Origin of the sequence: Segatella salivae F0493, assembly GCF_000477535.1 — a bacterium.
GTDB classification, from domain to species: Bacteria; Bacteroidota; Bacteroidia; order Bacteroidales; family Bacteroidaceae; genus Prevotella; species Prevotella salivae.
On sequence record NZ_AWGW01000014.1, the window covers coordinates 1 to 25469 of the forward strand.

A 25469-nucleotide genomic window follows, 5' to 3' on the forward strand; every position below is an offset into this window, starting at 1 on the left:
AACTTTCTTCTTTTCGGGCTCACACTTTGAGTTGTTCAAGACAACGGATTGAAAAAGTCCTTTATAGCTTTGCTTGTGGAGATATTGTTTGATTAGTTAACAAGTAAACGAGTTTATAGTAAACAAGTTAATTGTTTAATAGTTGACTGTAAACAAGTAGACAAGTAAACGAGTTGTTTGATTAATTAAAAGCGACAATAAGACAAACAGGAGAATGGACAAGAAAACAAGTAACTTGTCAACCTGTCAACTTAGAACTCGTCAACAAAATAAGACAAATAACTTGTCAACACGTCAACTTAGAACTCGTAAACTAAAAAGATACATCAGGTGGTTATTGCGGTGGGGTCCCACCTCTTCCCATTCCGAACAGAGAAGTTAAGCCCACTTGCGCTGATGGTACTGCAATGCAATGCGGGAGAGTAGGTAGCCGCCTCTTTTCAGCCGGAGCCCCGAGGATACAATGTCCCCGGGGCTCCTTTTTTTGTGTTGGTCCTTTTTCCAAGTCTCCTCTCTGTAAAGTCTCCTCCCCGTAAGTTTCCTTCCTGTACCCTGCAGGAAACCGTATTTCTGTCAACTCTTATTGGGAGCTGTCATCCTCTTTTCATCCATTTACAAGGGAAAGGCATCCCTGCCCATGTTGCCCTCCCTGCCATCTGCATCCTATCCCTCTCGCATTCTGATGCAGAAAGCCTGGTTACTTGACGCTGATTGCCTGGTTACTTGACGCAGATTGCAATGTAATTTGACACGGATTTGCACGTCGACTTGACGCAGATTGCAATGTAGTCTGACGCTGATTACGGCATGATTTGCGTCAAGTTGGAAGCTGATATGGTACAGATTGGAATGCGATATGCTGTAAATCGCGCAGGTTTTCTTGTCGTTCTCAATAAAAATCTTTAATTTTGCAACCATGAATTTGGACTGCATCGTAACATATCGTGTTTCAGCGCGCGGAGGATTCCTTTATTTGCGTTGAATTCAGTCGATTCAAATCATTGTATGATACAGACATTATTGTTGAATTTTGCATTGTTTCTTCAATGTGCATCTTAACTTTCTAAATAAAATAGCATATGATTCAATTAAAATCTTCATGGGTGGTTTGTGCCATCCTGACAATGAGCAGTGTGCATGCTTTTGCACAAAAGTCGTTTAAGTTCATACGTGAGAACTTGTTACCCAAAGAGATGAAAGCCTTCATCGCTCCGGCTCAATTGACAGAGCTTACGCCCGATGATACTTACAAGTTTGAGGGTACGAAGCAAACGATTGATGTGCTGCCCGAACAGATGAATTTAGGTAAGGGCAATGGCATCAATGTGGAGTCTGGTGCGGCTAAATACACGATGGAAGTCTATTACACCAAAAAGCCAGTGTTTAAAAAGGAATATGATTTCCAGCAGCCCAAATATGATGGCGACCCCTATGCCGGAGTATGTATTCGCACAGAATACAGTTTGGGTGTAGCTTGTAGGATTAAAGACGAAACGGGGAATACTTTGGTAAATTTCACCGTCATTGATTCAAGTGATGTCAACAAAGCGTATGTGGGTTATGATGCTGCGGTGAAGAAGATTATCATCACCGATAAGAACAGTGCAAAGAAATGGGGAACCGAGGAGTCGGCCGGAAAATATTTTGCCGAGCATGCCGGCGTCATTCAAGGTTTGACGGCCAATAAAGCACTCACTTTTGCCGGAAATCGTCTGGCACAGTATGTCCAGCTCTTTTTGGTGGGCGACAAATATAGCAAACTGCAATATACTGCTGTAGCCGAAAAGGTGCAGTCCTCTTATCCTGAAGAGACGAAACTGTCGGCCGAAGCCGCACCACTCTATGCACAATGGTTGCAAGATGTCAATAGCGAGAAGCTCAATCAGCAGTTTGTTGATTTGAGCCAGCGGTTTGGCAATCTCAATGTAGAAGGCAAGTCTGTTGATTATAAATATTTTGTTTACACCAATGCTGCCCTGCTTGCAGCAATGGGAAGAGATTTTAAGGCTGCCAATAAACATGGCCTTTTAGCCGATGCCAATGATCCAAATAGTTGGAAGCCTGCAGTAAGCAACACGTTGTACTGTGTTTACAGCATGTATATGTTGCGCAAACTCATGGCTGAGCGTTCGACTCCCGATGTGCTGATTGATTTGGCAGGTGGTGCTGCAAGCATCTATCACACGAGTAAGTAAGTCATAATATAACGCCTACGAGAGACATGCGAGTGATAGAACTGTACATTAAAAAAGAGTAAGTAAATCATAATATAACACCTACGAGTCCTTATCATAAAGTTTTCGGCTGATAAGGGCTCGTTTTTTTGTAGTGCAAATGCTGCGACTCGTGTCGTTGCTGTAAATTCTGTTTGTTGTAAGCAGAAACTACAGACAGAATAACATTTTCATACGATTAATTCTAAAGTGTGTGTTGTCATGCAAATAAATTTTGCTTATCTTTGCAGACATGGTGGCATAAGAGTTCCTCCGACTTAACCTGAGATATAAAATTAAACAACAAATTAATACACAATGAAAAGAACAACAAATTATGGGAACTGGGTTCCCGCAACTATCCTGCGCATCAGCTATGGTTGTGCTGCAGCTTTCCTGCTGGCATTTTTATTTTCTCAGTTCTACTGGCATAACTTCTGGGCTGCAGTCACTACCGGTCTGTTGGCGCTCGTTGCTGTCGTCATTGCCTTTTTCATGCAGGTGTGTCACCACACCTTCTCCTTTGAAGGAGGAGGATTGATGGGCGAAATCCACCAGTTTCTTATCGACCATCTTAATTGGAACGGGCAGGGAACGCTCCTTGATATTGGCTGCGGGGCCGGGGCACTCACTAATCGTTGTGCAAAACAATTTCCCGAGGCCACGCTCCGTGGGATGGACTATTGGGGCATGGGTTGGGACTATGCCAAAGAGCAATGCGAGCGGAATGCCGAAATTGAAGGAGTGGCTGACCATGTGACCTTCAGCAAGGGAGATGCTTCAAAGCTTGATTTTGCCGACGAAAGTTTTGATGCGGCGGTGAGCAACTTTGTTTTTCACGAAGTGAAGACCCAGCCCGATAAGCGGAAAGTGGTGCGCGAAGCGCTGCGTGTGGTGAAGAAAGGCGGTGCTTTTGCTTTCCAAGACCTCTTCGGCAGCAAAGCTCTTTATGGCGATATGGATGAGTTTGTTGATGAACTGCGCCGTGAGGGGATTTCTGAAATCCACTGCATGTTGCACGTTGAAAAGCAGGATTTCATAAAAAAGCATCCACTTATGCGCCTTATGTTGCAGAACATGGGACTGATTTATGGCATTAAATAAATCGTATGACTTGTGTTAAGTCTGATTTTGCCTTTTCGACAGGGAAGGTACTTATTCATTCAAACGGAGTGTGTTTCAAGTCATTGAGATGCACTCTGTTTTGCAAAGGCTTATGAGAAAAACACTGTTCCCAACTTTGGGAACAATTGTTTTTGAGAAATTTGTCCGTTCCCAAAGTTGGGAAAGCTTATTTTCGCTATTTTCATGCGTTCCCAAAGTTGGGAACAACTGTTTTTAGGAATTTCGCCCGTTCCCAAAGTTGGGAAAACTTGTTTTCGCTGTTTTCATGCATTCCCAAAGTTGGGAGCTCATATCGGGAGATGATTGTAAGTTGCAAATTCTGATTTTCTGGGAGGGCAAACTGTTGCTGGTCAAAGGCTTGAAAATCTCTCTCTTTTATTTATTTTAATATTTCGACTAAGCTTTTACTTGCTCAATTGCCTAAAATGTTGTAACTTTGCAGCGATAAATAAAAAGGATAGTACATCTTTTATGGTACTATACCTAGTATTTAACGGGACTGAGATTATTGGCTTTTTGTTTCTTATATGCCAAAATCGCGAGTATATCATATTTATTTTACTCAGGTTCCATAAAAAAACAAATATGGATAAAAGAAAAAGATCGTATTGTTGATTTTTAGTGTTTTTATGTTTTTCCCTATGTACTGCTGTGCAGCAGAACAAACGGAGAATGCGAATGAAGTAGATTGGAATCCTGTTATCAACGCAATCATTCATGTGGAGAGCAAAGGAAATAGTCGGGCAAAGAGTGGTTCTTCTGTAGGTGTATTGCAGATAACTCCCGTTTTGGTTGCTGAGTGTAATCAAATCCTGAAAAAACGTAAGAGCAAAAAGCGCTTTAAGTTATCCGATCGTTTCAGTATTGCGAAGTCGAAAGAGATGTTTCTTTTGATTCAATCGCATTATAATCCGCTGAATGATATTGAAACTGCGATTAGAGCATGGAATGGTGGTATTCATTTTAGCATTAAAAAGACGCAACGATATTTTGAAAAGGTAATGAGCTTACTCCATTAATATGGAATATAAAAACGACTGATTGAAGATAAACAATCAGTCGTTTTTATTTCTTTTGAATTTGAATATAGTCCATTTACTTTCCTTTTGTTTTCTGAACTTCTTCAACTGCTTTTCTAACTGAACCGTACATCAGTAGCAATCGCTTAGCATGGTCATAGTCAAGGCCTAATTCTTCAATAATCATTCGAGTTCCTCTGTCGATGAGTTTCTTATTTGTGAGTTGCATGTTTACCATGCGGTTTCCTTTCACACGGCCTAACTTTATCATGATACTTGTTGAAATCATGTTCAGAATCATCTTTTGTCCTGTGCCTGATTTCATTCTAGAACTTCCCGTAACAAACTCTGGTCCTACAACCATTTCTATGGGGATGTCACATGCTTCGGCCATGGGCGAGTCTGGATTACTTGTGATACAGCCTGTAAGAATGCCTTTTTCACGAGCTTGTTTCAATGCTCCTACAACATAAGGAGTGGTTCCTGATGCTGCAATTCCTACCACAGTGTCGAGTTTATTGATATGATAAGCTTCCAGTTCTTCCCATCCCCGGTATTCATCATCCTCTGCATTTTCAACTGCATTGCGTAGTGCGGTGTCACCACCTGCAATTAATCCAATGATATGCGTAGGCGAAACTCCGAATGTGGGTGGTATTTCTGAAGCATCAAGCACACCCAACCGACCGCTTGTTCCGGCACCCATATAGAATAATCGACCTCCCTTCTGCATCCGTGGGACTACGGCTTCAACCAGTTTCTCAATCTGTGGGATTGCTGCTTCAATAGCAAGTGCCACCTTTTTGTCCTCTTGGTTGATGTCAACTAATAATTCGTGGACACTCTTTTTCTCTAAATTGTCATAGAGAGACGGCTGTTCTGAAATCTTTATGAATGCCATAAGCTTTATACTTTAGTAGTGTGATAGGCAATAAGTCCTTCCATTGGCGCCTGAATTGTTTTGCCAATGGTCATGTGTTCTGCTGCTAAGGCCTCTTTCAATGATTGCTGAAAATAGTATGCAATAGAGCCAACAAAGCCTATAGGCAGGTGTTCCCAGCCCTGATATTGCTTCACATTGCGAACTAAGAAGCGGCGGAAGTTCTCCTTTACCAAATCAAAAATAGCTTTGTTTTCAATGTGTTTAGCCAGGAAAGGAACGAAACTTGCCAAGAAACGATTAGGGAATTTCTGACGATACACATGGTCAATGATATCGGCATTGCTAAGTCCATATTCTGCATGAAAGGCTTCGACAATGTCTTTCGGCAATTGATTCTTCAGTACATCGCCCACTAATGTCCTTCCCAATACAGCCCCACTGCCTTCATCCCCTAAGATAAAGCCTAATGGAGAAACGTTCTTTGTGATGTCCTTTCCATCATAAGCACATGAATTACTCCCTGTACCCATGATACAGGCAATGCCTGGTTGGTGACCACATAGGCCTCGTGCTGCTGCCAACATGTCTGTAGCCACCTCACAATCTCCCGTGATTTCAAATTGCTTTTTTAATGCTTCAGCCACTATTGGGCTTTTCTCTTTCGTGCAACCAGCACCATAGAAATAGACGGACTCAAGATGTGTTGTTGGCAAATGGGGTACTAAATGTGTAGCCAATTCATTTGCTATTTCTTCTGAACTCTGGAAGAATGGATTGATTCCTGTCGTTCTTACCTTTGTCACACTATTCTTTTGGTCCACCAAACACCAATCGGTCTTGGTTGAACCACTATCAGCTAAAAGTATCATAATTTGATAAATATTTGTTTTTTGTATAGATAATAGCCGCTACTCCATGTGAGGAATACGAACAATAATGCCCAAGCCAGTGCAGCATTTTGTGTTCCTATGCATGGCTGTAGCAAGTCGGTGAATACCCACGCCTGTATCGGTTTACCACAAATGGGTACGATTGATAACGGAATCAGTAACAAGTCTGCCCATACATAAAGTGCTAATGGATTTACACCAAAGACTCTAAAGAAAGTAATAGCACTGCTTTTGTGGCCTTCTTTGTCGATGACCCAGCTTAGCATGGCTAATGTTGTTGAAGCCAAGCCGCAAGTAACCAGTGCGAAAGTTGGGGTCCAAAGTTTCTTGCTGATTGGGCAACCATAGCTTAAAAGGAAGCCTGCAAATGTCAGTAATGCACCAAAAAGGAAGAGCTTTTCAATTTTTTCATTGATTGATGTAGCAGACATTAAACTCCGTCCAACGCAGAATCCTATCAACACATGACCTAAAGCAGGAAGGTTACTCAGTAATCCTTCGGGGTCGGGAATATCCCATTGATACAAATGTTGACGTCCGAAAACAGCCTCATCTATAACATTGCAGATGTTCGATGCATCGTGGGCAAATCCATTTCCATAGCATAATATCAAGTAATATCCTACAAAGAGTGCACCAATGAAATAGGGAATATACTTATGTTTCATAGAGATTGCCACGAAAGAAGCCAGCATATAGCAGAAGGCTAAACGTGGAAACACACCAACTAATCGTATGTGATCAAAGACGTTTGCCGACACTACAATGCGCGACAGCAAGGGGAGTGTTGCGTTTTCTGCATTGAATAGCCCATGAGAAAACATCATAATCCAACTGATGCCAATACCAATCACATAGAGAAGTATGCCACGTTTGATGATTTTTCGTGTGCATGTCCAAGACCATTCAAAGTTATATTTGCGCAAGGATAGATAGGTTGTGATGCCCATGATGAACATAAAGAAAGGGAAAACCAAGTCTGTTGGTGTCAGCCCCAGCCACTCAGCATGCTCCAAAGGCGTATAGACGGGTTGACCGCCCGGATTGTTTACGAGAATCATTCCAGCTATGGTGATTCCTCTTAAGATGTCCACCGCTTCAATACGGCTTGTTTTCTTTGTAGTCATTTGTTTATTTATATAGGTAGTATTTCTTCGAAAGTGCCTTGAAAGGCATGATGTCTTTGTCCCAATAGCCCACTACATCCTGCCAGTTATGCCGCTGTAAGAAGCGCGTGCGGATGACTTTTGAGCCACAAACTTTATCCAACATGGTCGTACGTTGTCCCGATTCACCTAAGATATCGTGTGAAGGATAGCGCTGATTCAACACTTGCAAGGCATAGAACTGAACGTCGCAGAGTCTTGCTTTGGCATAATCGGTGAAATAAATCTGAACTCCTTGTAAGGCTTGTCCTTTCTGTTTACCATAGAAAGGAACATAGTGGATGGGACGAAACAATAGTCCTGGCAGCTGCAGTGCATTCATATCGTCTGCAAATTTGTCTGCATCTATCCACGAAGCGCCCAATAGTTGGAACGGAAGTGTATAGCCTACGCCGATGTTTAGACTGTCTAATTCGCCCACTATGCCTGTCATGGCATAGAAAGGCGCAGCTTCTGCCTGTGGAATATGCGGAGAAGCGGGAACCCATTTCAGCTTTGTTGCACTGTAATCCATTTTTCGTTTCCACCCCTTCATCTTCACTACTTCGAGCATACAGGGTTTGCCTAACATGCGTTCACCATTCAGTAACATTGCCAACTCGCCCACAGTGAGCCCATAAACATAAGGAATCTTAAAGGCACTCACAAACGATTGGCAATCCTCTTCTGTCAGATTGCCTTCTATTTTCAAGCCTCCCAAAGGATTAGGGCGGTCTAAAACAACCACTTTAATGTTATGTTTAGCAGCGGCTTTCATGATGTTTCCCAGCGTGCTTATGTAGGTAAACGACCGACATCCGATGTCTTGAATGTCATAGACTAAGATGTCTATATCTTTCAACATCTCATCGGTTGGTTCACGTTGTGTGCCATAAAGTGAGTAGATGGGTAGGCCTGTACGTTCGTCTTTGGTGTTACCAACCTTGTCTCCAGCATGTGCGTTGCCACGCACTCCATGCTCAGGACCGAATAATGCCACCAATTTCACATTCTTTGCAGCATGTAAAACGTCAATCGTTGAACGGAGTTCGTTGTCTACTCCTGTAGGGTTTGTAACCAAGCCCACACGCTTTCCTGCCAGTATCTTAAAGTCTTGACGTTTCAAAACCTCAATTCCTGTCAACACCTTAGCCTGTGCCAAGCCCATGAATAGCCAGCATGAAAGCAACAATAAAACTATTTTCTTCATTTATTCAACCTCGTTTGTCTTTCTGCCATATTGAACATCGACCTGCTTTCTCACAATGATAGTTACTGCAATCGTAGCCAAGCAGCAGACCATTACTAACCAGAAGAAGCCTTCATAGCCTAACCACTCCTGCAAATATCCTGCAAACATGCCCGGAATCATCATGCTCAAGGCCATGAAAGTCGTACAGATGGCATAATGGGCTGTCGTGAATTCACCTTCTGAAAAGTACATCATATAAAGCATATATGCTGTAAAACCAAAGCCATATCCAAACTGTTCGATGGCTACACACGTGCTGATGACGACAACATTCTCGGGGTGTGTTATGCTCATATAAAGGAAGGTTACACACGGAAGTGTAATGAATATCGCCATCGGCCATAATGATTTCTTTAATCCCCAGCGTGAAGAAGCAAAGCCTCCGATAATTCCTCCTAATGTCAGGAAGCATGCGCCAATCGTCCCATAGATGATTCCTACCTCAGTAGTGGCTAAGTTTAGGCCGCCTTTTTCAATCGGATCTAATAAGAAAGGATTTACCATTTTGAGTAGAAAAGCCTCTGGGAGGCGATAGAGTAACATGAAAACGATGGCTAATAGCACACCGGGTTTGCTGAAAAATGTAACAAAGGTTCGTACAAACTCTGTCCATATCTCTTGTGCTGCATGTTTCTCCGAGTTGTCGTTGAGATGTCTTTGATCGGCTTTAGGCCTTGGAACAATGAAGATATGATAAAGACTGATTAATGCAAACAATACCGAAGTGATGGTCATGGTAAGCGTCCAAGAGAGTGGAATGTTTTGCGTTGTGCGCTCAATATAGCCAGCTATATACACCAAAATACCTTGACCAAAGATTGATGACAGGCGATAGAACGTGCTTCGGATGCCAACAAAGAAGCTCTGTTGTTGCTGATTGAGCGCCAACATGTAGAATCCATCTGCAGCAATGTCATGTGTTGCCGAAGCAAAGGCTGTGATAACAAACAGAATTAAGGTGAAGGTGAATAGTGAAATTGGGGTAGACCCCGCTGCAATTGTAGCTTTGTCAGGGTGTGGAATGCTCAAGGTGGTGAGCACAAAGACGGCTGTCATGAGCAACTGCATACATAGAATCCACCATCGTTTGGTTTTCAAGATATCAACAAACGGGCTCCATAATGGTTTGATTGTCCACGGCAGATAGAGTAAACTCGTGAAAAGTGCCATCTCACCATTGGGTACTCCCATCTTCGTAAACATCGTTACAGAGATACTATTGACGATAAAATAGGGTATACCTTCAGCAAAATATAATGTCGGAACCCACAACCAAGGGGATGCATGATTAGTTTTCATGTGATGCAGTGTATTGAATGCTTAACAAAGTTTAGATAGAGGGAGTGCTGTTTAGGCTACTCCCTCCGTGGTTTATGAATGGATTAATCTTTTTGTTCTTTATTCTTTTTCAAACGAGCCAATAGTTCCCAGGTGCGGATGCGGTCTTTATAGGTGTTGTTTCTGTTTTCTTTCTCAACGCTTAATGCGGCATCTGAGTTATCATCCCAACGTCTACAATAGTACAAAACGTCATAGATTCGGCCTATCTGATAGTCGCGAGAGATGGCTAAACCCAAGGCATAGTCTTCACCATAGTTGACATTTGGCAGTTTCACTTCGCGCAAAATAGGAGTAAAGAAGGCACGAGGCGCGCCTAAACCATTAATGCGGAGTGCATTGTTTCGACCATTTTCTGGTGTCCATTCGCGATGATCAATCTTGCCAGGAGGCAACATTTGGCGGTTGATGTCAGTCAACATATACGTGCCTATTACCATTGCACATTGTTGTTCATAAAAGGCATCGACGAATTTCTGCAGGGTATGTTCATCAGAATAAACGTCGTCGCTATCCAACTGCACTATAAACCGGCCGCATTGTGGATGGTTTGCTGCCATATTCCAGCTGCCACCAACACCTATATCGCGGCGGTTAGGGATGAGATGTACTACGCGTTCGTCGTCTTTATACTCCTCAATAGCTTCTGTTGTGCCATCCGTTGAGTGATAATCAGGGCCATTTTCTACGATAAAGACATTATATTTGAAGTTGGTCTTTTGGCTTAACGCACTTTCAATAGCATCGCGAATAGTTCGTATTCTGTTGCGCACTGGTATCATGATTGACGCCTCAACAGGGAATGATTCAGCCTTTAAGTCAACCTGCTTAAACTCTGGTTTCAAGTATGCTCCGATAGCTTTCAGGTGATTGGTTGCTACAGCTTCCATCTCAATTTGTGAGGCACGATTGCGCGGATCAACATAATCGAAGAGCTTTTCTCCAGTCTTGCGGTTGTCAAGTTCCACCTCGCTGTAAAGATATTCGTTGATATGTTCAAAGCGACCATTTACAGAAAGTTTCAAACGGAGGTCGTAGAAACCAGCTGCTTGATAAGACTCGGTCATCTGTTTAGTAGCCGCTTTCAAGGCATCAGTACGGAAAAGCAACACTGAACCGAAATCAAAGTCATCGCGCAAGCTACCTTGTTGATAGTCGATGACAGGAGCTTCGCTGCGCAATCCCTCTGCCGAGATGTTGTAATGGTCGGCATAAGTCATGACCGCATCCGTATAGTCTGCAATCCGAACCATGCGTTCCAAGGCATAAAGTCCCATTTCCATATATTGCTCTTTCATATAAACAAGCGTGTAGGGAGCCTCTGCTGCCATGGCAATCTTACGCATGGTATCACTGCTTTTCAGTGTGTCAATCTTCAGTACGCCGTCAACGCCTGTTATGTTTTCATCGTTTGTCTGTAAAATGATGATGCGGTTTACAAGTTCATCATTTTGCAATCCAGCCAACGTTTTATTCAAAGCTTCTGCTGAAGCCATTGGAATAAAACAGTCTACTACATGTTTTTTGTTCTGCATGTCGTTTTCTTTTATTTATGGTTTGATAGTTCTAAAATATTTCTGAAACAGCCTTCTTGCCATCTCCTCAACTCCTTTTGTTTATAAGGACTTTGGCAGGCTGTCGCGGTTTGTGCCATTTTACAGCATGAAATGACGCTGTTGACCTTGCAAAATGAACCATACGAGTGCATGATTTGTATTGGTTTGCAATGCTGTTACAGCCATTATCATTTCAAATGCGACTACAATGGTAGCAAAAAGATTTCAAAAACGTGAAGGTTGAAGCAAATAATTTAGTATCATTTGCATCAATTTCGTTCGTTCTTTACTTTCGATGATAGTTTCAAATGGCACCGCCAATACAACTGTTCGCCACTGATCTGTCTGATTACCACCAAAGACTATGCCCGCACTCTTATTGTTTTCAGGGTAGCGGAAAGCTGTATAAGCGCATGAATCTGCTGGTTCTATCGCATCGGGTGACTCCACTGCATAGCATCTTGTGTTAGGTTTTGCAGCGTAATCCAATGTCAGAACATCATTTGTTAATGGTGAAACAATGGTGGAAAGTCTACCTGTTACGGCTGCTTTATCATTGCGTAGTTGGTATTTTAAGATGTGTTTTGCAAAGTCAATATCTTGCTGTTGAGGCGTCGATAGAGGGTTTCTCCATAGGTCAGTGCCAAGATATGCTCCCGAAATAAATAGGCTTCCGCCTGCTTTACAATAGTCGGTGATAGCTTGTTGCAAGGCAGGAGAGAACGTCTTGAAACTGAGTTCGCGTTGAGGTTGCAGGCGTCCGAGCTTCGATTGTTTATTCTTTCCTATAATGAGGTCAATGGCAGCATAGCGCTTAGTGTCGAACATCGCTTTGGCGATAGCGGCATTTTTAGACGCAGAAACAAAGCTGTGGCCCGCCTTCAACATAGCTTCACCATGCAGATATGGGTAATCAAATGTGTTTCCGGCAATGGAAATACGCTCATAGTCGGCCTGACTGTCTCCGAATCCAGAGTCATCATCGTCTGTCCAAGGCATAGAACGGCGAAATTCTTTCTGTTTTCCCACGTAAGAAATTTGCCCATTATAGGGCACGCCATTATCCTCTTCAGCTAAGAAACCGGCCCATTCGTCGTCACTACTACAGAAGTCATCCGGGCCACTTAGACAGTCAAAACCATTTACTATCAATAGGGGGTTGCCTGTGGTTTGACTTGAAAAACCAGCACTTAGGATTTCAGATGGGAAACTGATGCCGCCTGCATTGAGTGCGCAAACCTTGAAACTGACAATACTATCATAAGGAATTGTTGTTTCAAATCTGTTTTTCGTAACAATTGTTCCATTGTCAAAGCCCCCTTCTCCCATACGTTTATAGACAACATATTGGGTGGCTTTGGCTGTTGGTTCTAACGAATCAGGCGTTGCCTCCCATTCCAGCTGTATGCGATTGGCCTTGATTGGGATGATAGAGAAATTGCGAACGGGAAGTGGTTGAACCACATAGCGATAGCCATAAGCGTCACTTAGATACTTCAAAATACCTTTATATATGGCTCGGCTGACTGCAAATTGGAAGCGAGGATCGTGCCCGTAGCGCATGTCGGCAAAGTTTTCATGTGACAACAGCTCAAGTAACATGGCTGGAACACGTGGTGTCCATGCTTCGAAATAACGTTGATCCCACATGCCACGCCTGCTCCATTTCGGTTCGAAAAGGCTGCGAATGTCGTGCACAATCGAAGATTGCACAAGGTCACAAAGGCCTCTGTTGGCCACACGACTACTGCCGTCAGCAAATCGTCCGTGATAGGCTTGGGTATCATAAATGCCTAATGTACCGATAATGGAGTCTCCATAAACGGTTCCTGCATCGCTATGGAAGGCGAAAGATAAGTCAATCGGAATGTTTAAGCCTTTGCCTTCGGGCCATGCTTTCGTGCCCCCGGCGAGATAGTTTACCCATTGTCCGCGTGATTTATAATCGTCACTATAATCATCTAAGCCATGAGATGGCGAGTAAATGCTATCGGGAACCCCTGCCCATTGCATGGAATAGCGCGCTGCTTCCAAATATCTTGGATAACCACTGGTAACATAAGGGTAGGTCAAAGCAGGCTGATAGGCATTGCGAGGCTTATAGCCTATCTTGCGATCTATCTTTCCATCATAGGCGATACTGTCTCCGTTGGTGGTTCGAGCAATGTTTCCCATGCCACCACCTAAGCGTAGTGCATCGGCTGTTACTATAGTGTTGGGTTGTTTAGAGTAGTTTGTCAGCGTCACTTTGGCTGTGGTTCCTGCATTGAAATGAAAGGTGCCGAGGTATATCCAGGTGCCACCTCCCATCTGTTGATTGATAGAAAGTGTTGTTGTTCCACCGCTATGAACGACAGTATAATGTGCATCCGTGGCGCTATTGGGTAAAGAAGTATAGGCCACATACACGGCATAATCGCGCGTTTCAGGTATGGTTGGCTGCCAACAGACTGTACTTACAGCCTTCTTGCGTTGGGTTGTGGAAACCATACGATAAGTTCCTTCGCGAAATGGATTTTGAAAATCGCGATATTCTTTGTGCAGATAGGCAAAGCCTGCACTCAATCCATTTTGCCAAGGATGGTCGCCTGTGGTTTCCGTATAGTGATTTTGCGCCATTACACCATCATTGTCGACAATCACTTCAATGGGATTGGTGTCGCGTTCGCGAGGAGTCAAGACGTAGGCGCCTGCGTTTTCGAGCATAGGAATGAGGTAGGGGAGCACATATTGCTGTGTATATTTGTCTTCGACGGTTTGCAACATACGGGCTCGTTGCCATTGCCAACGGTTGCGACCAGCCTCAAAATAAAGTCCATGGCTTTGCCACATGGCTATGTGTTTGCCTGAAAGTCCGTTGGAAATAGTATAGGGACGCGATAGATTTTCAACCAAAGGAGTATATGGGGCGTAGGTAAAGGCCTGAGACTTATTAGCCTTTGATTGGAAGAAACGCGGGATAAGTTCTTCTATATTCTGGTCTCCTGCATAGACGGCAAGCTGATAGGGCTGCATCGTTTGTGGGAGATTGCGTTTTAAGTCTTCGTAGATGGTCTTGCATCTGGATGCGGTAAAGGAAACATAAGCATAGTTAGGAGATGCATAGACAGCAAGTGTGTCGTGAGAAAGCCGTAGGGAATCAAGCTTCACACGGTGCATTGTGATGCCTGAAGTATATGTGTTTAGTACCTTCTCTAATGCTGCTGAGTCTACTGATAATAGCTGTTGAGCTTTTGAAATGCCGACGCTACACATCAGCATGAAGAGAAATTGAATCGTAAAGCGTTTGTTCATAATCAATAATTTCCTACCGCAGTCCTCATAAAGGACCGCGATAGGAGAGAAAAAAGGATTTGAATTTCATTTATTCCCAACCGGGATTCTGTTTCATACCCTCCTTTTCGTTCAGCTCTAATTCGTTAGAAGGAATTGGATACTGATAGTATTTGGAGTTGAAACTACGTGTCGATGATGTTGCTTTCAGATAGTCTCCGACAACCGATAAGCCTGTTTTATCTGTCAATTGATGAATGTTTGCACCATAATTGATAGTGGGGTGCAGGTTGCTATCAAGCTTATCTAACTGATGCCAGCGTACTAAGTCCCAATAACGATAACTCAAATCACACATGAGTTCGCATCTTCTTGTACGCCGTAACTCCCAAATCAGGTTGCTGACTCCCATATTGTTGGCTGGGTCGGCAGCTGGATTGAGCGTCAATGGAGGCAGTTCAGCTCGTGTTTGCAGTAGATTGACAGTATTGTCAAGGTCAGCCTGCGTGATAGTTCCCATCTCTGCCTTAGCCTCTGCATCATTTAAGAGTACTGTTGCAAGCCAAAACAGCGGAATATCGGTGTAGTTTGTGTTCCCATTTGTACGATAATACAATTCCATTTGAGGGTTATCATACTTATAAACAGAATAACCTGTTGAAGAAGTCATCTCTGCTGGCAGTGGACCATTAGGCGAAGGTTCGTTCCGAATCCAGCCATGATTCTTGAAACATATAATAGAATCAATGAGTAAACTTAATCGTTTATCTTTGTTGTTCAATAGATGTGCAATGGAATAATGACCTTTGGCATTGCGTCGAGCCTCATCGTTCTTATTCAAAGTAGTAGTAGATAACGGCTTACCATCTTTGAAAAGGAAGGCATCAACAGCATCTTTTGTAATACCACTTTGAGTGGTTGAACTACTGGTAAAGTCGCAAAGACCATGTGATTTCACGTCTTTCTCGTAGTGATTGTAGAAGATGACCTCTTTATTTGTTGACAAATCTAACGAGTTATAGATAGTATAGATTTTCCCAGCTGTGTTCGGTGTCCAGCTGTTTAGTTGGAACTCACCCGATGTGCGCAGTTTTTCTGAGGCATCAACACATTCTTGGAGATAGCGGTTTGCACGCGTAAGGTCTGGTGCTTTGCCATTGTCGGCTTGGGTTCTATACTTGCAGAATGTTCCTTCATAAAGGCAAATATCGCTCTTCATGGCTAAAGCCATTTCCTTACTCCAAAGCGTTTTGTCTGCAGTGTTATTCGGAATGTTCTGTATAGCGTAGTTTAAGTCTTGGAGCACAGAGTCCATGACTACATCTCTATCAGTGCGTGGACCATACACTTCGTCACTATTGATATCCCCGATGACATGACTTTCCCACTGAATGTCACCATACATCTTTACCAATTGATAATAAATCCATGCACGATTGAGACGTGCGATGGCTGCATAGTTTGTCTTTTTGGCTGTAGAGAGGGTAGAGGTTTCCAACCCATCTAACATGTAATTGATCTGACGTACCTTTGAAAAGTTTCCTGAGTAGCTGGCCGACTTATTAGGAACTGTGGTGAATGTCCAGTTGTCGAAAGATGGATTGGCCTGGTCGTCATTAAGACTTGTGAAATAGAAACTACGTGCTGTGCCGTAGAACTCATAGAAACCATTGCTATAACTGGATACTTGGTTGTCGTTACTCCAAAATCCTTTGTTATTAATAAATGTGTCTCGAGGATCTTTATCCAGCAAATTGTCACAGCCAACAAGCATGAATGAAGATGCCAAGAAAATATAAAGCCATTGAATTTTCATATTCTTCGATTTTAAATAAGCATTAAAGAGTTAGTTGTAGACCGATTGTCCATGTGCGAGTAATAGGCAATGTGCGGCCCCATCCACCAAATTTTTCACCTTCACCTGTATTGATTTCGGGGTCTAATGGTAGGTTCCCGTTGCCCTTATGCAATAAGAATAGGTTATTAGCACTCACATAGAGACGCAATGTTTGAATGGAAGCTTTCTGTGTGAGCTGTTTAGGAAGGGTGTAACCTAATGTCACATTCTTCAATCGGAGATATGACATGTTGATGAGATATTTGGATTGTGGATAATAGTTATGACAACCTCCAGCAGCTGAAAGCGCTGAAACGTTTCCTTTATCCTCATTTCCTGGCCATAAGCATGGATAGTCGTTGGACTCGCTAATGTTGATGATTCCGTTGTCAGGGTCATAAACATTATACTTCGTTTGGTTTGCATAGATTGCTAAGTCGGGATTTCTCATCATAGGGAAGTTAAAGGATGAGATATTCCATACAGAGCGTTTACCCACTCCTTGGAAGAATAAGTCGAGGTCAAAGCCTTTATATGTTCCACCAATGCGGAAGCTGTATTCGTAGCGTGGTAGGCAGTTGCCAATGACTTTTAAGTCACCATGATCTTCAAGAGTACCTTTTCCACCATCGATTTTGCCATCATTTTTGAGGTCTTTGAACTTAATATCGCCAGGACCATAAACGAAATTACCTGTTTGAATGCCTGTTTGGTCTGCTATTCCTGATTTATATTTCCAGCTACCATTAGGATTCTTGCCATCGAAATCGTCAGGAGTGAAATAACGATCGGTTTCAAATCCCCAGATGTCTCCCCATGTTTCGCCTGCATAAGCATATGAAACGTCATTGGTGTGGCCAATGATTTGGTTGCGGTTATTCCATTTCTTCACTTTTACTTTTGAGTCTCCTATGCTGAAGTTTGCATACAAACCAAACTCCTTAGTGAATTGTTTGCGCCATGCAAGTGAAAGTTCCCATCCGCGCGAACGAAGCTCTCCTGCATTTGTATATGGTGCACCTGCACCAACAGCTGACGGAATTGCTGTGCCCGGTGCTAACATATCTTTCGTTAAACGCTCATAAACTTCGATGGAAGCTGTAAACTGATCATCTAAGAATCCAAGGTCTAAACCTAAGTTCTTTGTGTGGATTCGTTCCCAAGTTAGCGTAGGACTAACCCATGTTGGCATGGTAAAGGCGTTGAGTTTTGTACCTCCAGCATTGAGCCAAGTATAGCCTGAACGTGCCACATTATAGGCAGTTAGGGTAGAGAGGAACATGTTATCACCGATAGCTTCGTTACCAATTTCGCCGTAAGAGAAGCGAAGTTTACCATTAGATACGATGGATTTAAGGTTTTTCCAATAAGATTCTTCAGAGAAACGATAGCCTAAAGAGAAGCTTGGGAAGAACGCCCAACGGTCTCCTTTGCGGAATCTGCTCGACCCATCATAGCGTCCATTGAGCTCAAGAAGATAGATATCGCGGAAAGAATAATTGATTCTACTGAAGAAACCCGCTGAAGAACGGTCGCCGGTGCTGGCATCTATCTTTGCATCTTTCATGTCGCCATAAGCCAAGTTGAGTTCAGGATAGTCCTCATTGTATAGTTTGTTGCGCATAGCTTCAAAGCGATCGCTCTTGAAACTCTCTCCATTCACACCTGCCATGACATTAAGATGATGATCTTTTGCAAAGGTGTGTGCATAGTTTAGATAGGCGTTGGCAACCCAACGATTCATCTTTGTATTAGAACGTGTAGCATCTGATTTTGCTTGTGTAACGATATAGCCAGGCTTTGTGCCTACCCAGTTCATGCCATATACACTGCGATTAGAGGCCTTTTCATTGAAATCATCAATTTGATAAGTATAGTCTACGTTCAATGTGAGGTCTTTTGTGATATTAGCTTTTGCAAAAACATTCATCTTTAACATGTCGTGAACGTGTTCCAAGCGATTACTTTGTTTCTGCATTGCTACCATTCGATAATCATACTCTGTGCCATCAGCATCACGATAGATTCCAGAAGGAACAAAGTATGAGCCCCAGCGCCAAAGGTATTGATAGATATCGGTAAATGGATCGGCTGAAGTCATCTGTCGACGAGTAAAGTTGAAGCGCATACCCATTGTTAACCAGTCGGTAACGTCTGTCTGAAGATTAAGGGTTGCATTATATCTGTTGCGCTTTCCTGGGCTGAACTTCATGATGTCTTCTTTCTTATCATAGTTTAAAGCAGAGAAGAAAGAGGTGCGACCAGACGATCCTGTAAGGCTAAGACTATGGCTTTGAGAAGGTGCAGCATTATTATACCATATCTTTTGTAAGTCATAATCTGCGTAATATAGAGGTGAACCATTGATAAAAGCATAGTCACCCACGTTGTTCATATCTACAAATGGCTCCATCAGCGAGTAGCCTTTCTTGCCATGATGCTGCTTTTGCCAAGCCTCAGCATAGGGGAGTAGTTTGTCAAAATACATGCCAAATAACTCTGGAGTGGCTTCACCAGCTCGCTGTTTAGCTATTAGTCCTGCTTTTAACTGCTCTGGAACACTTGGAAAATCGGGTAAAACTGTAGCCTGATCCCATGAGAATTGTCCATTATAGCGTACGGAAATCCTATCCCCTTTCTTTGCTTGCTTGGTATTAATGAGTATAACTCCGAAGGCAGCACGGGCTCCATAGATAGCAGATGAAGACGCATCTTTCAATACAGAGATAGAAGCGATGTCGTTACCATTAAGCATTGACAAATCGTCGGTAGGCATTCCATCGACTACAATTAAAGGAGATGAATTCTGTTTGTTAGAGAGTGTGCCCAAGCCTCGAATGGAAATAGAAGGTGAAGCGTCTAAACTTCCATTATTACTAAGTATAGTCAGTCCTGGAATTGCACCTTGTAGAGCCTTTGTTACATCTTGTTCACTACGGCTTCCTAATGTCTTTTCTATGTCAACATTAGCCACGGCACCAGTAAGATTAACTTTCTTCTGTTGTCCATAACCCACAACAACGACCTCATCTAATAGGGCATTGTCTGGTAATAGCTTTACAGTCATGTCATTTTTTGCACGTAGTTCGGTTGTCTTATAACCTAAGAAAGAGATTCGAAGTTTAGCCGAGTCGTCAACTTTCAACTGGAAACTACCTTTATTATCAGATATAGTTCCGCGTGTTGTCCCTATTTCGATGATGCTGGCACCCGCAATCGGGTCGCCATTTTCGTCGACAATAGTTCCTTTAATGATGTTGTTCGTTGGCTGTTCGGCTGCCATCAATGGAAGCTGTGCTGCGTAAGAACGGTTCATTCCCGCGCAACACGATAGCCAAATCGCCCCAATAAGTACGATGTGTTGTTTCATAAGCGTTATGTTTAAATGTTATATTGTCTTTTAAGTTATAATATATAAGGTGTACATTTAAGGATAGTTGTACGATACCCCCATTGTTAATAGATTGATAAATGGTTATATTTGGCAAATATGATAAAAAAAATAGAGATATGCAAATTAATCCGTTATTTTTTATTCTAAAAGTAGTGATTATATCTTTCAAAGGAAAGAAAGTTGCTTTATTTTTCAAGTTTGGCCTCCTTTTCTTTCATTTTTTTTGCTAATTAATCTTAATGTTGTTTCTTTTCAGCTTCTTTTCGTTTACTTTTGTAACCATAAACATTAGAAAAAGAAATGAATATGACTGGAATCATTGTATTGGTAGTTATTGTACTACTTGTTGTTTGGTGTATTTCTATCTATAACAACCTCGTTAAATTAAGGAATAATCGTGAGAACGCTTTTGCCAATATAGACGTTCAATTGAAGCAACGTCATGACTTAGTTCCGCAATTAGTGGGCGCTGTTAAGGGCTATGCGGACCATGAAAAAGATGTTTTCATGCGTGTTACTGAGGCCCGTTCTGCTGCAATGAGCGCCACGAATATCGATGATAAGATTCAAGCAGAGAATGCTTTGACGAGTGCTTTGTCTGGATTGAAGGTTTCTTTAGAGGCTTATCCAGAACTAAAGGCCAACCAAAACTTCTTGCAATTACAGAATGAATTAGCTGATATAGAGAATAAATTGGCTGCCGTTCGTAGATTCTTTAATTCAACTACTCGTGAATTAAACAATGCAGTACAGACATTCCCCTCTAATATCTTCGCTGGAATGTTTGATTTTAAGAAAGAACAAATGTTTGAAATTCCCACTGAACAGCGTGCAGAATTAGATAAAGCACCTGAAGTGAAGTTCTAAAGACAATGAAATATGTAGGAATGCAGACGCAGATCAGCCGCAACAACAGGCTAAGCTTGATGTTGTTGCTGATGTTTCCTGTGATCATCTCAGGGATGGTATGGGTATTCTTGGCCACTTTGAATTATTTGGAAAATGGATACACTAACCAATATGGGGAAAGTGTGCATTACCTTAATGTCGACAATGTAAACCAATCCTATCTAACAGTCATTCCATGGATTGCTTTGGGCGTTGCTATATGGTTCATTATAGCGTATTTTTATAATGCATCTATCATACAACATGCCACGGGTGCACACGCTGTTACACGTATGGAGAATTCGCGATTATATAATATTGTGGAGAATCTTTGCATGACTTGTAATATGGATATGCCCAAGATTAATATTGTAGATGACCCACAACTCAATGCGTATGCAAGCGGAATAAATGCTCAAAGCTATACTGTTACGGTCACAGAAGGGCTGTTGGATAAACTAAACGACGATGAACTTGCTGCCGTTTTGGGCCATGAGCTTACACATATCCGTAACCATGACACAAAACTCCTAATTACTTGTATTGTGTTCGTTGGGATTGTGTCTACTGTTATGTCTATTGCCGTTCGCTTATTATACAATACTTTGCTGTATGGAGGAGAGCGAAAGCGTGATGATGAAAAGGGAGGCAGTGGCTTAGGAATTATCATTGTTCTATTGATTGGAATTATATGCTGTGCCATTGCCTATGTGTTTACGTTGTTAACACGCTTTGCTATTTCTCGAAAACGAGAGTATATGGCCGATGCAGGAGGTGCAGAACTATGTGGAAATCCACTTGCTTTGGCATCTGCTTTACGGAAAATATCTGCTGATCCAGGGTTAGATAATGTGAAACGACCTGATGTTGCGCAGTTGTTTATTGCTCAACCTGACGAAATGAAGCATGGTTTAATGAGCTTCATGGATTCACTTTTCAGCACGCATCCTGATGTAAAGAAACGTATAGCCTTACTTGAACAGTTCTAAAATATGAGATATTCTATCAATAAATCCTTTCTTTTTCTTGTCATGTGCTTTCTATCGTTGACGTGTAATGCCCAACAAAGCAACTTGTGGAACACTGAACATTATCGTGATCGCATGGCCGAATTTGCGAAAATGCGTAGTATCGATGCCTCAGATATCGTTATGTTGGGTAATAGTCTCACTGAATTTGGGGGCGATTGGAGCAAACGTTTGGGCATCAAATATGTGCGCAATCGGGGAATTATGGGTGATAATGTCGATGGAGTACTAAACCGTTTGGATGATATTCTTGCAAAAAAGCCAAAGGCAATCGTTCTAATGATTGGCATAAATGATCTCAGTCAGGACCAAACTGCAGAACAGGTGTTCGTAAAATACCAACGTCTCATCGATAAAATTTGGTCACATGCGGCCGACACCAAACTCTATGTGCAAAGTCTATTGCCGTTTAATGAGTCATTTGGACGCTGGAAAACATTGCAAGGTAAGTCTGAAGAAGTCGTTACTTTGAATAAAAAGTTACGGAATTATTGTGAGAAAAATCACATCGCATACATTAATTTGTACAATGATTTCATTTATCACGGGACAAATGAGCTACGCGATTCTCTCACACTTGATGGTCTCCATCTCAGTCCACTCGGTTATAAGCTTTGGTGTTTTCGCATTAAACGTGCATTAAAAGGAATGTAAATGTCTTATCATTGCACTATTGATAAGAGTAATTCTAATAAAGAAAAGCGTCTGAAATGTTTAGAAAAACTATTTCAGACGCCTTAAAGTTGCGGAGGCAAGACTCGAACATGCGACCTCCAGGTTATGAGCCTGGCGAGCTACCAACTGCTCCACTCCGCGATATTAACCAATTAAAACCATTCGGATTGAAGGACTTTAGAAGTCTGTTTTCCTGAATGCGAGTGCAAAGGTAATGCTTTTTGTGGTATAAACCAAATTTTTCGATGATTATTTTTGAATTTCATCGTTTTTTTATTAAACTTGATGGGTTTCTGAAATAAATAGTTTACTTTTGCGCATACGATTTATAATGTGCAATATAAACCCTGAAAAGATTTAGTATGTCAATATCAAAGACCAGACAAAAATTAGTAGATGTTGCCCGGCAGTTATTTGCTAAACATGGAATTGCGAATACAACGATGAATGATATTGCCGTTGCTTCGGGGAAAGGACGCCGTACATTATACACCTATTTCAATCGAAAAGAAGACGTTTATTCAGCTGTTATTGAATCAGAGTTAGAACGATTGTCTGATAAACTGGATGAAGTCGCTTGCATGAAGATGCGCCCTCAAGACAAGATTATAGAGCTTATCTACACCCATTTGAGTCTAATTCGCGAAACAGTAGTGAGGAATGGTAACCTCAGAGCAGAGTTTTTCCGAAACATTTGGATGGTAGAGAAGGTGCGAAAGAACTTTGATGAAGACGAAATTGAACTCTTTCGCAAGGTGTATGCAGAGGGAAAAGCCGATGGTGAGTTTGATATTGACGACGTAGATCTTGTTGCCGACATCACACATTATTGTATTAAAGGCTTGGAAGTGCCTTTTATTTATGGCCGATTAGGGCACGGATTAACCGAAGAAACAAGTAAACCATTGGTTGCAAAGGTGGTATATGGCGCATTGGGAAAGTCAATGAATAAATAGAATACATTTATTAAGTTATACTTCTAAATATTAAGAAAATGGGATTATTAACAGGAAAGACAGCTCTTGTCACTGGAGCTGCACGTGGAATTGGTAAAGCTATTGCTCTAAAATTTGCTTCAGAAGGAGCAAATATCGCATTTACTGACCTTGTTATTGACGAAGAGCATGGTGGTTTGGCTACCGAACGAGAGATTGCTGCCCTTGGTGTTAAGGCCAAAGGATATGCAAGTAATGCCGCCGATTTCACTCAGTCTGAAGAGGTTGTGAATTTAGTTAAGGAAGAGTTTGGTTCAGTTGATATTCTTGTTAACAACGCAGGTATCACTAAAGACGGCCTTATGCTTCGCATGACAGAGTTACAATGGGACGCTGTTATTAACGTAAACCTCAAGAGTGCGTTTAATTTCATTCATGCATGTGTGCCAGTGATGATGCGTCAGCGTGGTGGTTCTATCATTAATATGGCTTCAGTTGTAGGTGTACATGGTAATGCCGGTCAGGCAAACTATGCTGCTTCAAAGGCTGGAATGATTGCACTTGCCAAGAGTGTAGGTCAAGAGATGGGGCCAAAGGGCATTCGTGCCAATGCCATTGCACCGGGTTTCATTGACACTGCCATGACACAGGCATTGCCAGAGAATATCCGTAAGGAATGGATTAGCAAGATTCCACTTCGCCGTGGCGGTACAGTTGAAGACATAGCCAATACAGCTCTCTTCTTGGCTTCTGACCTTTCAAGTTATGTTTGTGGTCAGGTAATCCAGGTAGATGGTGGTATGAACATGTAAAAATATACTTAATGACCCCTCCATTTCGGAGGGGCTTTTTTATCATCTTATGCAAGTTGTTTACGAAGATAACCATTTAATCGTCGTTTATAAAGCCAGTGGGGAGATTGTTCAGGGCGATAAAACGGGAGATGAACCTCTTTCTGACATTGTGAAACGCTATCTGAAAGAGAAGTATCAGAAGCCCGGCAATGTGTTCCTTGGTGTGGTTCACCGGCTCGATCGACCGGTTTCAGGACTTGTTGTGTTTGCAAAGACTTCGAAAGCACTAACGCGTTTAAACAAAATGTTCCGTGAAGGCGAGGTGCATAAGACCTATTGGGCACTGACCAAAAACAACCCTTCGCAACCTGAAGCAACACTAACCAACTGGTTGGTAAGAAACGAAAAGCAGAACAAAAGTTATGTTTATGACCACGAAGTGCCCCGTTCTAAAAAAGCAATCCTTAGTTATCGTGTCATAGGTCGGTCTGAACATTACAGCCTTTTGGAGGTAAACCTCATGACAGGTCGCCATCATCAGATTAGAAGTCAACTTGCTGCTATGGGTTGTCCGATAAAAGGTGATCTCAAATATGGGGCACAACGCAGTAATCCTGATGGCAGTATCTCGCTGCTTTCGCGTCATGTGGAGTTTGTTCACCCCGTGTCTAAAACGCTGATTTCATTAGATTCGCCCCTTCCTGACGATGCTTTATGGCATAGTTTTGAATAAAAACCTTAGACAAAAAGATTAAAATCGTGTTGTAGGAAACAAAGAGAAATTTCCCTTTGTCGGCTTCATTTGTTTATGATTGGCTGATTTCAAAAGTGTGGAATCTTCGACATTAACGACAGGTAAAATTTGCGTTTCTGAATAATTCTCATGTTATGATGATTCATCCTTAATTACACCGCCGTTTCAACACTAAGAAAAGGAGAAATGATTTGGGGCAAATGGTTTTGCCATTAGACTTGTTTTATCTGATAAAATGACGCAAATCTTCGTGTGAAATGCATCATTTGTTTTTGTTGTCTTACTCGAATAGTTTTTGAGTAAAGCCATTTTGAAAAGTTATCACTACTAAGTCTTAACTTGGTTCAGCTTGTTTTTTCGTCTGCTTTCCATCAGAAGTAAAGAACTTTCTAACGCCTTAATGTTGAGGTTTATTTTGTTTTGTATCTCGATTTTTTGTGGATGAAATCATATTTTTATTGATATTCTAA

18 protein-coding genes, 1 tRNA gene and 1 rRNA gene are annotated in these 25469 nt (G+C 42.0%); 10 read left to right on the forward strand and 10 right to left on the reverse strand.

Annotated features, from left to right (window positions below; translation table 11 throughout):
• Positions 1–326 precede the first annotated feature (326 nt).
• The 4 genes from rrf (at position 327) to HMPREF9145_RS04950 (ending at position 4357) form a co-directional block, all read left to right on the forward strand.
• Positions 327–439 (forward strand): 5S ribosomal RNA (gene rrf / locus HMPREF9145_RS04935).
• A 640-nt stretch (positions 440–1079) separates the two neighbouring features.
• The gene (locus HMPREF9145_RS04940; RefSeq protein ID WP_021825260.1) at positions 1080–2195 is read left to right on the forward strand and encodes a hypothetical protein; all 1116 of its coding nucleotides are present in this window, start codon (positions 1080–1082) and stop codon (positions 2193–2195) included.
• Between the two features lie 336 nt (positions 2196–2531).
• Positions 2532–3317 carry a class I SAM-dependent methyltransferase gene (locus tag HMPREF9145_RS04945; RefSeq protein WP_021825276.1) on the forward strand — a complete coding sequence of 262 codons (786 nt, stop codon included), beginning with the start codon at positions 2532–2534 and terminating at the stop codon, positions 3315–3317.
• Positions 3318–3979: 662 nt separating this feature from the next.
• Positions 3980–4357, forward strand: a complete 378-nt coding sequence (locus HMPREF9145_RS04950) for a transglycosylase SLT domain-containing protein (RefSeq protein WP_021825266.1) — start codon at positions 3980–3982, stop codon at positions 4355–4357.
• A gap of 76 nt (positions 4358–4433) precedes the next feature.
• Here HMPREF9145_RS04950 and murQ read toward each other — a convergent pair whose 3' ends face one another.
• The 9 genes from murQ to HMPREF9145_RS04995 form a co-directional block, all read right to left on the reverse strand.
• The gene (gene murQ, locus HMPREF9145_RS04955; RefSeq protein ID WP_021825271.1) at positions 4434–5258 is read right to left on the reverse strand and encodes an N-acetylmuramic acid 6-phosphate etherase; all 825 of its coding nucleotides are present in this window, start codon (positions 5256–5258) and stop codon (positions 4434–4436) included.
• 5 nt (positions 5259–5263) lie between these two features.
• Positions 5264–6109, reverse strand: a complete 846-nt coding sequence (locus tag HMPREF9145_RS04960; RefSeq protein WP_021825262.1) for an ATPase — start codon at positions 6107–6109, stop codon at positions 5264–5266.
• Positions 6106–7257, reverse strand: coding sequence for an acyltransferase family protein (locus HMPREF9145_RS04965; protein ID WP_021825274.1), 1152 nt, complete (start codon positions 7255–7257; stop codon positions 6106–6108). The genes HMPREF9145_RS04960 and HMPREF9145_RS04965 overlap by 4 nt, the downstream gene beginning before the upstream one ends.
• 4 nt (positions 7258–7261) lie before the next feature.
• Entirely contained in the window at positions 7262–8485 is a 1224-nt protein-coding gene (locus tag HMPREF9145_RS04970; protein WP_021825259.1) for an exo-beta-N-acetylmuramidase NamZ family protein, read from the reverse strand.
• Complete coding sequence (locus tag HMPREF9145_RS04975; protein WP_021825257.1) at positions 8486–9826, reverse strand: MFS transporter; 1341 nt, start codon at positions 9824–9826, stop codon at positions 8486–8488.
• Between the two features lie 83 nt (positions 9827–9909).
• Positions 9910–11400 (reverse strand): glycosyltransferase family 2 protein, encoded by a 1491-nt coding sequence (locus HMPREF9145_RS04980; RefSeq protein ID WP_021825270.1) that lies wholly within the window; start codon positions 11398–11400, stop codon positions 9910–9912.
• Between the two features lie 246 nt (positions 11401–11646).
• The gene (locus HMPREF9145_RS04985) at positions 11647–14715 is read right to left on the reverse strand and encodes a golvesin C-terminal-like domain-containing protein (RefSeq protein WP_021825267.1); all 3069 of its coding nucleotides are present in this window, start codon (positions 14713–14715) and stop codon (positions 11647–11649) included.
• Between the two features lie 70 nt (positions 14716–14785).
• Complete coding sequence (locus HMPREF9145_RS04990) at positions 14786–16510, reverse strand: RagB/SusD family nutrient uptake outer membrane protein (RefSeq protein ID WP_021825258.1); 1725 nt, start codon at positions 16508–16510, stop codon at positions 14786–14788.
• A gap of 22 nt (positions 16511–16532) precedes the next feature.
• Entirely contained in the window at positions 16533–19901 is a 3369-nt protein-coding gene (locus HMPREF9145_RS04995) for a SusC/RagA family TonB-linked outer membrane protein (RefSeq protein ID WP_021825264.1), read from the reverse strand.
• Between the two features lie 330 nt (positions 19902–20231).
• On the opposite strand from HMPREF9145_RS04995, the gene HMPREF9145_RS05000 reads away from it, so the two are divergent.
• The 3 genes from HMPREF9145_RS05000 to HMPREF9145_RS05010 are packed head-to-tail and all read left to right on the forward strand — an operon-like array spanning position 20232 to position 22495.
• Positions 20232–20792, forward strand: a complete 561-nt coding sequence (locus HMPREF9145_RS05000; protein WP_036906687.1) for a LemA family protein — start codon at positions 20232–20234, stop codon at positions 20790–20792.
• 5 nt (positions 20793–20797) lie between these two features.
• On the forward strand, positions 20798–21802 hold the full coding sequence (locus HMPREF9145_RS05005; RefSeq protein WP_036906671.1) for a M48 family metallopeptidase: 1005 nt from the start codon (positions 20798–20800) through the stop codon (positions 21800–21802).
• 3 nt (positions 21803–21805) lie between these two features.
• Positions 21806–22495, forward strand: a complete 690-nt coding sequence (locus HMPREF9145_RS05010) for a GDSL-type esterase/lipase family protein (protein WP_036906674.1) — start codon at positions 21806–21808, stop codon at positions 22493–22495.
• An 89-nt stretch (positions 22496–22584) separates the two neighbouring features.
• Here the strand turns inward: HMPREF9145_RS05010 and HMPREF9145_RS05015 are convergent.
• Positions 22585–22657 (reverse strand) — tRNA-Met (locus HMPREF9145_RS05015).
• Between the two features lie 221 nt (positions 22658–22878).
• On the opposite strand from HMPREF9145_RS05015, the gene HMPREF9145_RS05020 reads away from it, so the two are divergent.
• Genes HMPREF9145_RS05020 through HMPREF9145_RS05030 form a run of 3 tightly spaced genes read left to right on the forward strand, consistent with a single transcriptional unit; the run spans position 22879 to position 24978 of the window.
• Entirely contained in the window at positions 22879–23472 is a 594-nt protein-coding gene (locus tag HMPREF9145_RS05020) for a TetR/AcrR family transcriptional regulator (RefSeq protein WP_007134203.1), read from the forward strand.
• A 38-nt stretch (positions 23473–23510) separates the two neighbouring features.
• Complete coding sequence (gene fabG, locus HMPREF9145_RS05025; RefSeq protein ID WP_021825269.1) at positions 23511–24263, forward strand: 3-oxoacyl-[acyl-carrier-protein] reductase; 753 nt, start codon at positions 23511–23513, stop codon at positions 24261–24263.
• Positions 24264–24312: 49 nt separating this feature from the next.
• Positions 24313–24978: an RluA family pseudouridine synthase gene (locus tag HMPREF9145_RS05030; protein ID WP_021825261.1), complete on the forward strand. Its 666-nt coding sequence runs from the start codon at positions 24313–24315 to the stop codon at positions 24976–24978.
• Positions 24979–25469: the final 491 nt, after the last annotated feature.

Bases quoted from the DNA above. Each gene is read 5' to 3' on its own strand.
- HMPREF9145_RS04995 (WP_021825264.1), bottom strand. From the start codon at position 19,901: ATGAAACAACACATCGTACTTATTGGGGCGATTTGGCTATCGTGTTGC.
- HMPREF9145_RS05005 (WP_036906671.1), top strand. From the start codon at position 20,798: ATGAAATATGTAGGAATGCAGACGCAGATCAGCCGCAACAACAGGCTA.
- HMPREF9145_RS04975 (WP_021825257.1), bottom strand. From the start codon at position 9,826: ATGAAAACTAATCATGCATCCCCTTGGTTGTGGGTTCCGACATTATAT.
- HMPREF9145_RS04970 (WP_021825259.1), bottom strand. From the start codon at position 8,485: ATGAAGAAAATAGTTTTATTGTTGCTTTCATGCTGGCTATTCATGGGC.
- HMPREF9145_RS05020 (WP_007134203.1), top strand. From the start codon at position 22,879: ATGTCAATATCAAAGACCAGACAAAAATTAGTAGATGTTGCCCGGCAG.
- HMPREF9145_RS04950 (WP_021825266.1), top strand. From the start codon at position 3,980: ATGTACTGCTGTGCAGCAGAACAAACGGAGAATGCGAATGAAGTAGAT.
- fabG (WP_021825269.1), top strand. From the start codon at position 23,511: ATGGGATTATTAACAGGAAAGACAGCTCTTGTCACTGGAGCTGCACGT.
- HMPREF9145_RS04985 (WP_021825267.1), bottom strand. From the start codon at position 14,715: ATGAACAAACGCTTTACGATTCAATTTCTCTTCATGCTGATGTGTAGC.
- HMPREF9145_RS05030 (WP_021825261.1), top strand. From the start codon at position 24,313: ATGCAAGTTGTTTACGAAGATAACCATTTAATCGTCGTTTATAAAGCC.
- HMPREF9145_RS05010 (WP_036906674.1), top strand. From the start codon at position 21,806: ATGAGATATTCTATCAATAAATCCTTTCTTTTTCTTGTCATGTGCTTT.
- murQ (WP_021825271.1), bottom strand. From the start codon at position 5,258: ATGGCATTCATAAAGATTTCAGAACAGCCGTCTCTCTATGACAATTTA.
- HMPREF9145_RS04940 (WP_021825260.1), top strand. From the start codon at position 1,080: ATGATTCAATTAAAATCTTCATGGGTGGTTTGTGCCATCCTGACAATG.
- HMPREF9145_RS04965 (WP_021825274.1), bottom strand. From the start codon at position 7,257: ATGACTACAAAGAAAACAAGCCGTATTGAAGCGGTGGACATCTTAAGA.
- HMPREF9145_RS04980 (WP_021825270.1), bottom strand. From the start codon at position 11,400: ATGCAGAACAAAAAACATGTAGTAGACTGTTTTATTCCAATGGCTTCA.
- HMPREF9145_RS04945 (WP_021825276.1), top strand. From the start codon at position 2,532: ATGAAAAGAACAACAAATTATGGGAACTGGGTTCCCGCAACTATCCTG.
- HMPREF9145_RS04990 (WP_021825258.1), bottom strand. From the start codon at position 16,510: ATGAAAATTCAATGGCTTTATATTTTCTTGGCATCTTCATTCATGCTT.
- HMPREF9145_RS04960 (WP_021825262.1), bottom strand. From the start codon at position 6,109: ATGATACTTTTAGCTGATAGTGGTTCAACCAAGACCGATTGGTGTTTG.
- HMPREF9145_RS05000 (WP_036906687.1), top strand. From the start codon at position 20,232: ATGACTGGAATCATTGTATTGGTAGTTATTGTACTACTTGTTGTTTGG.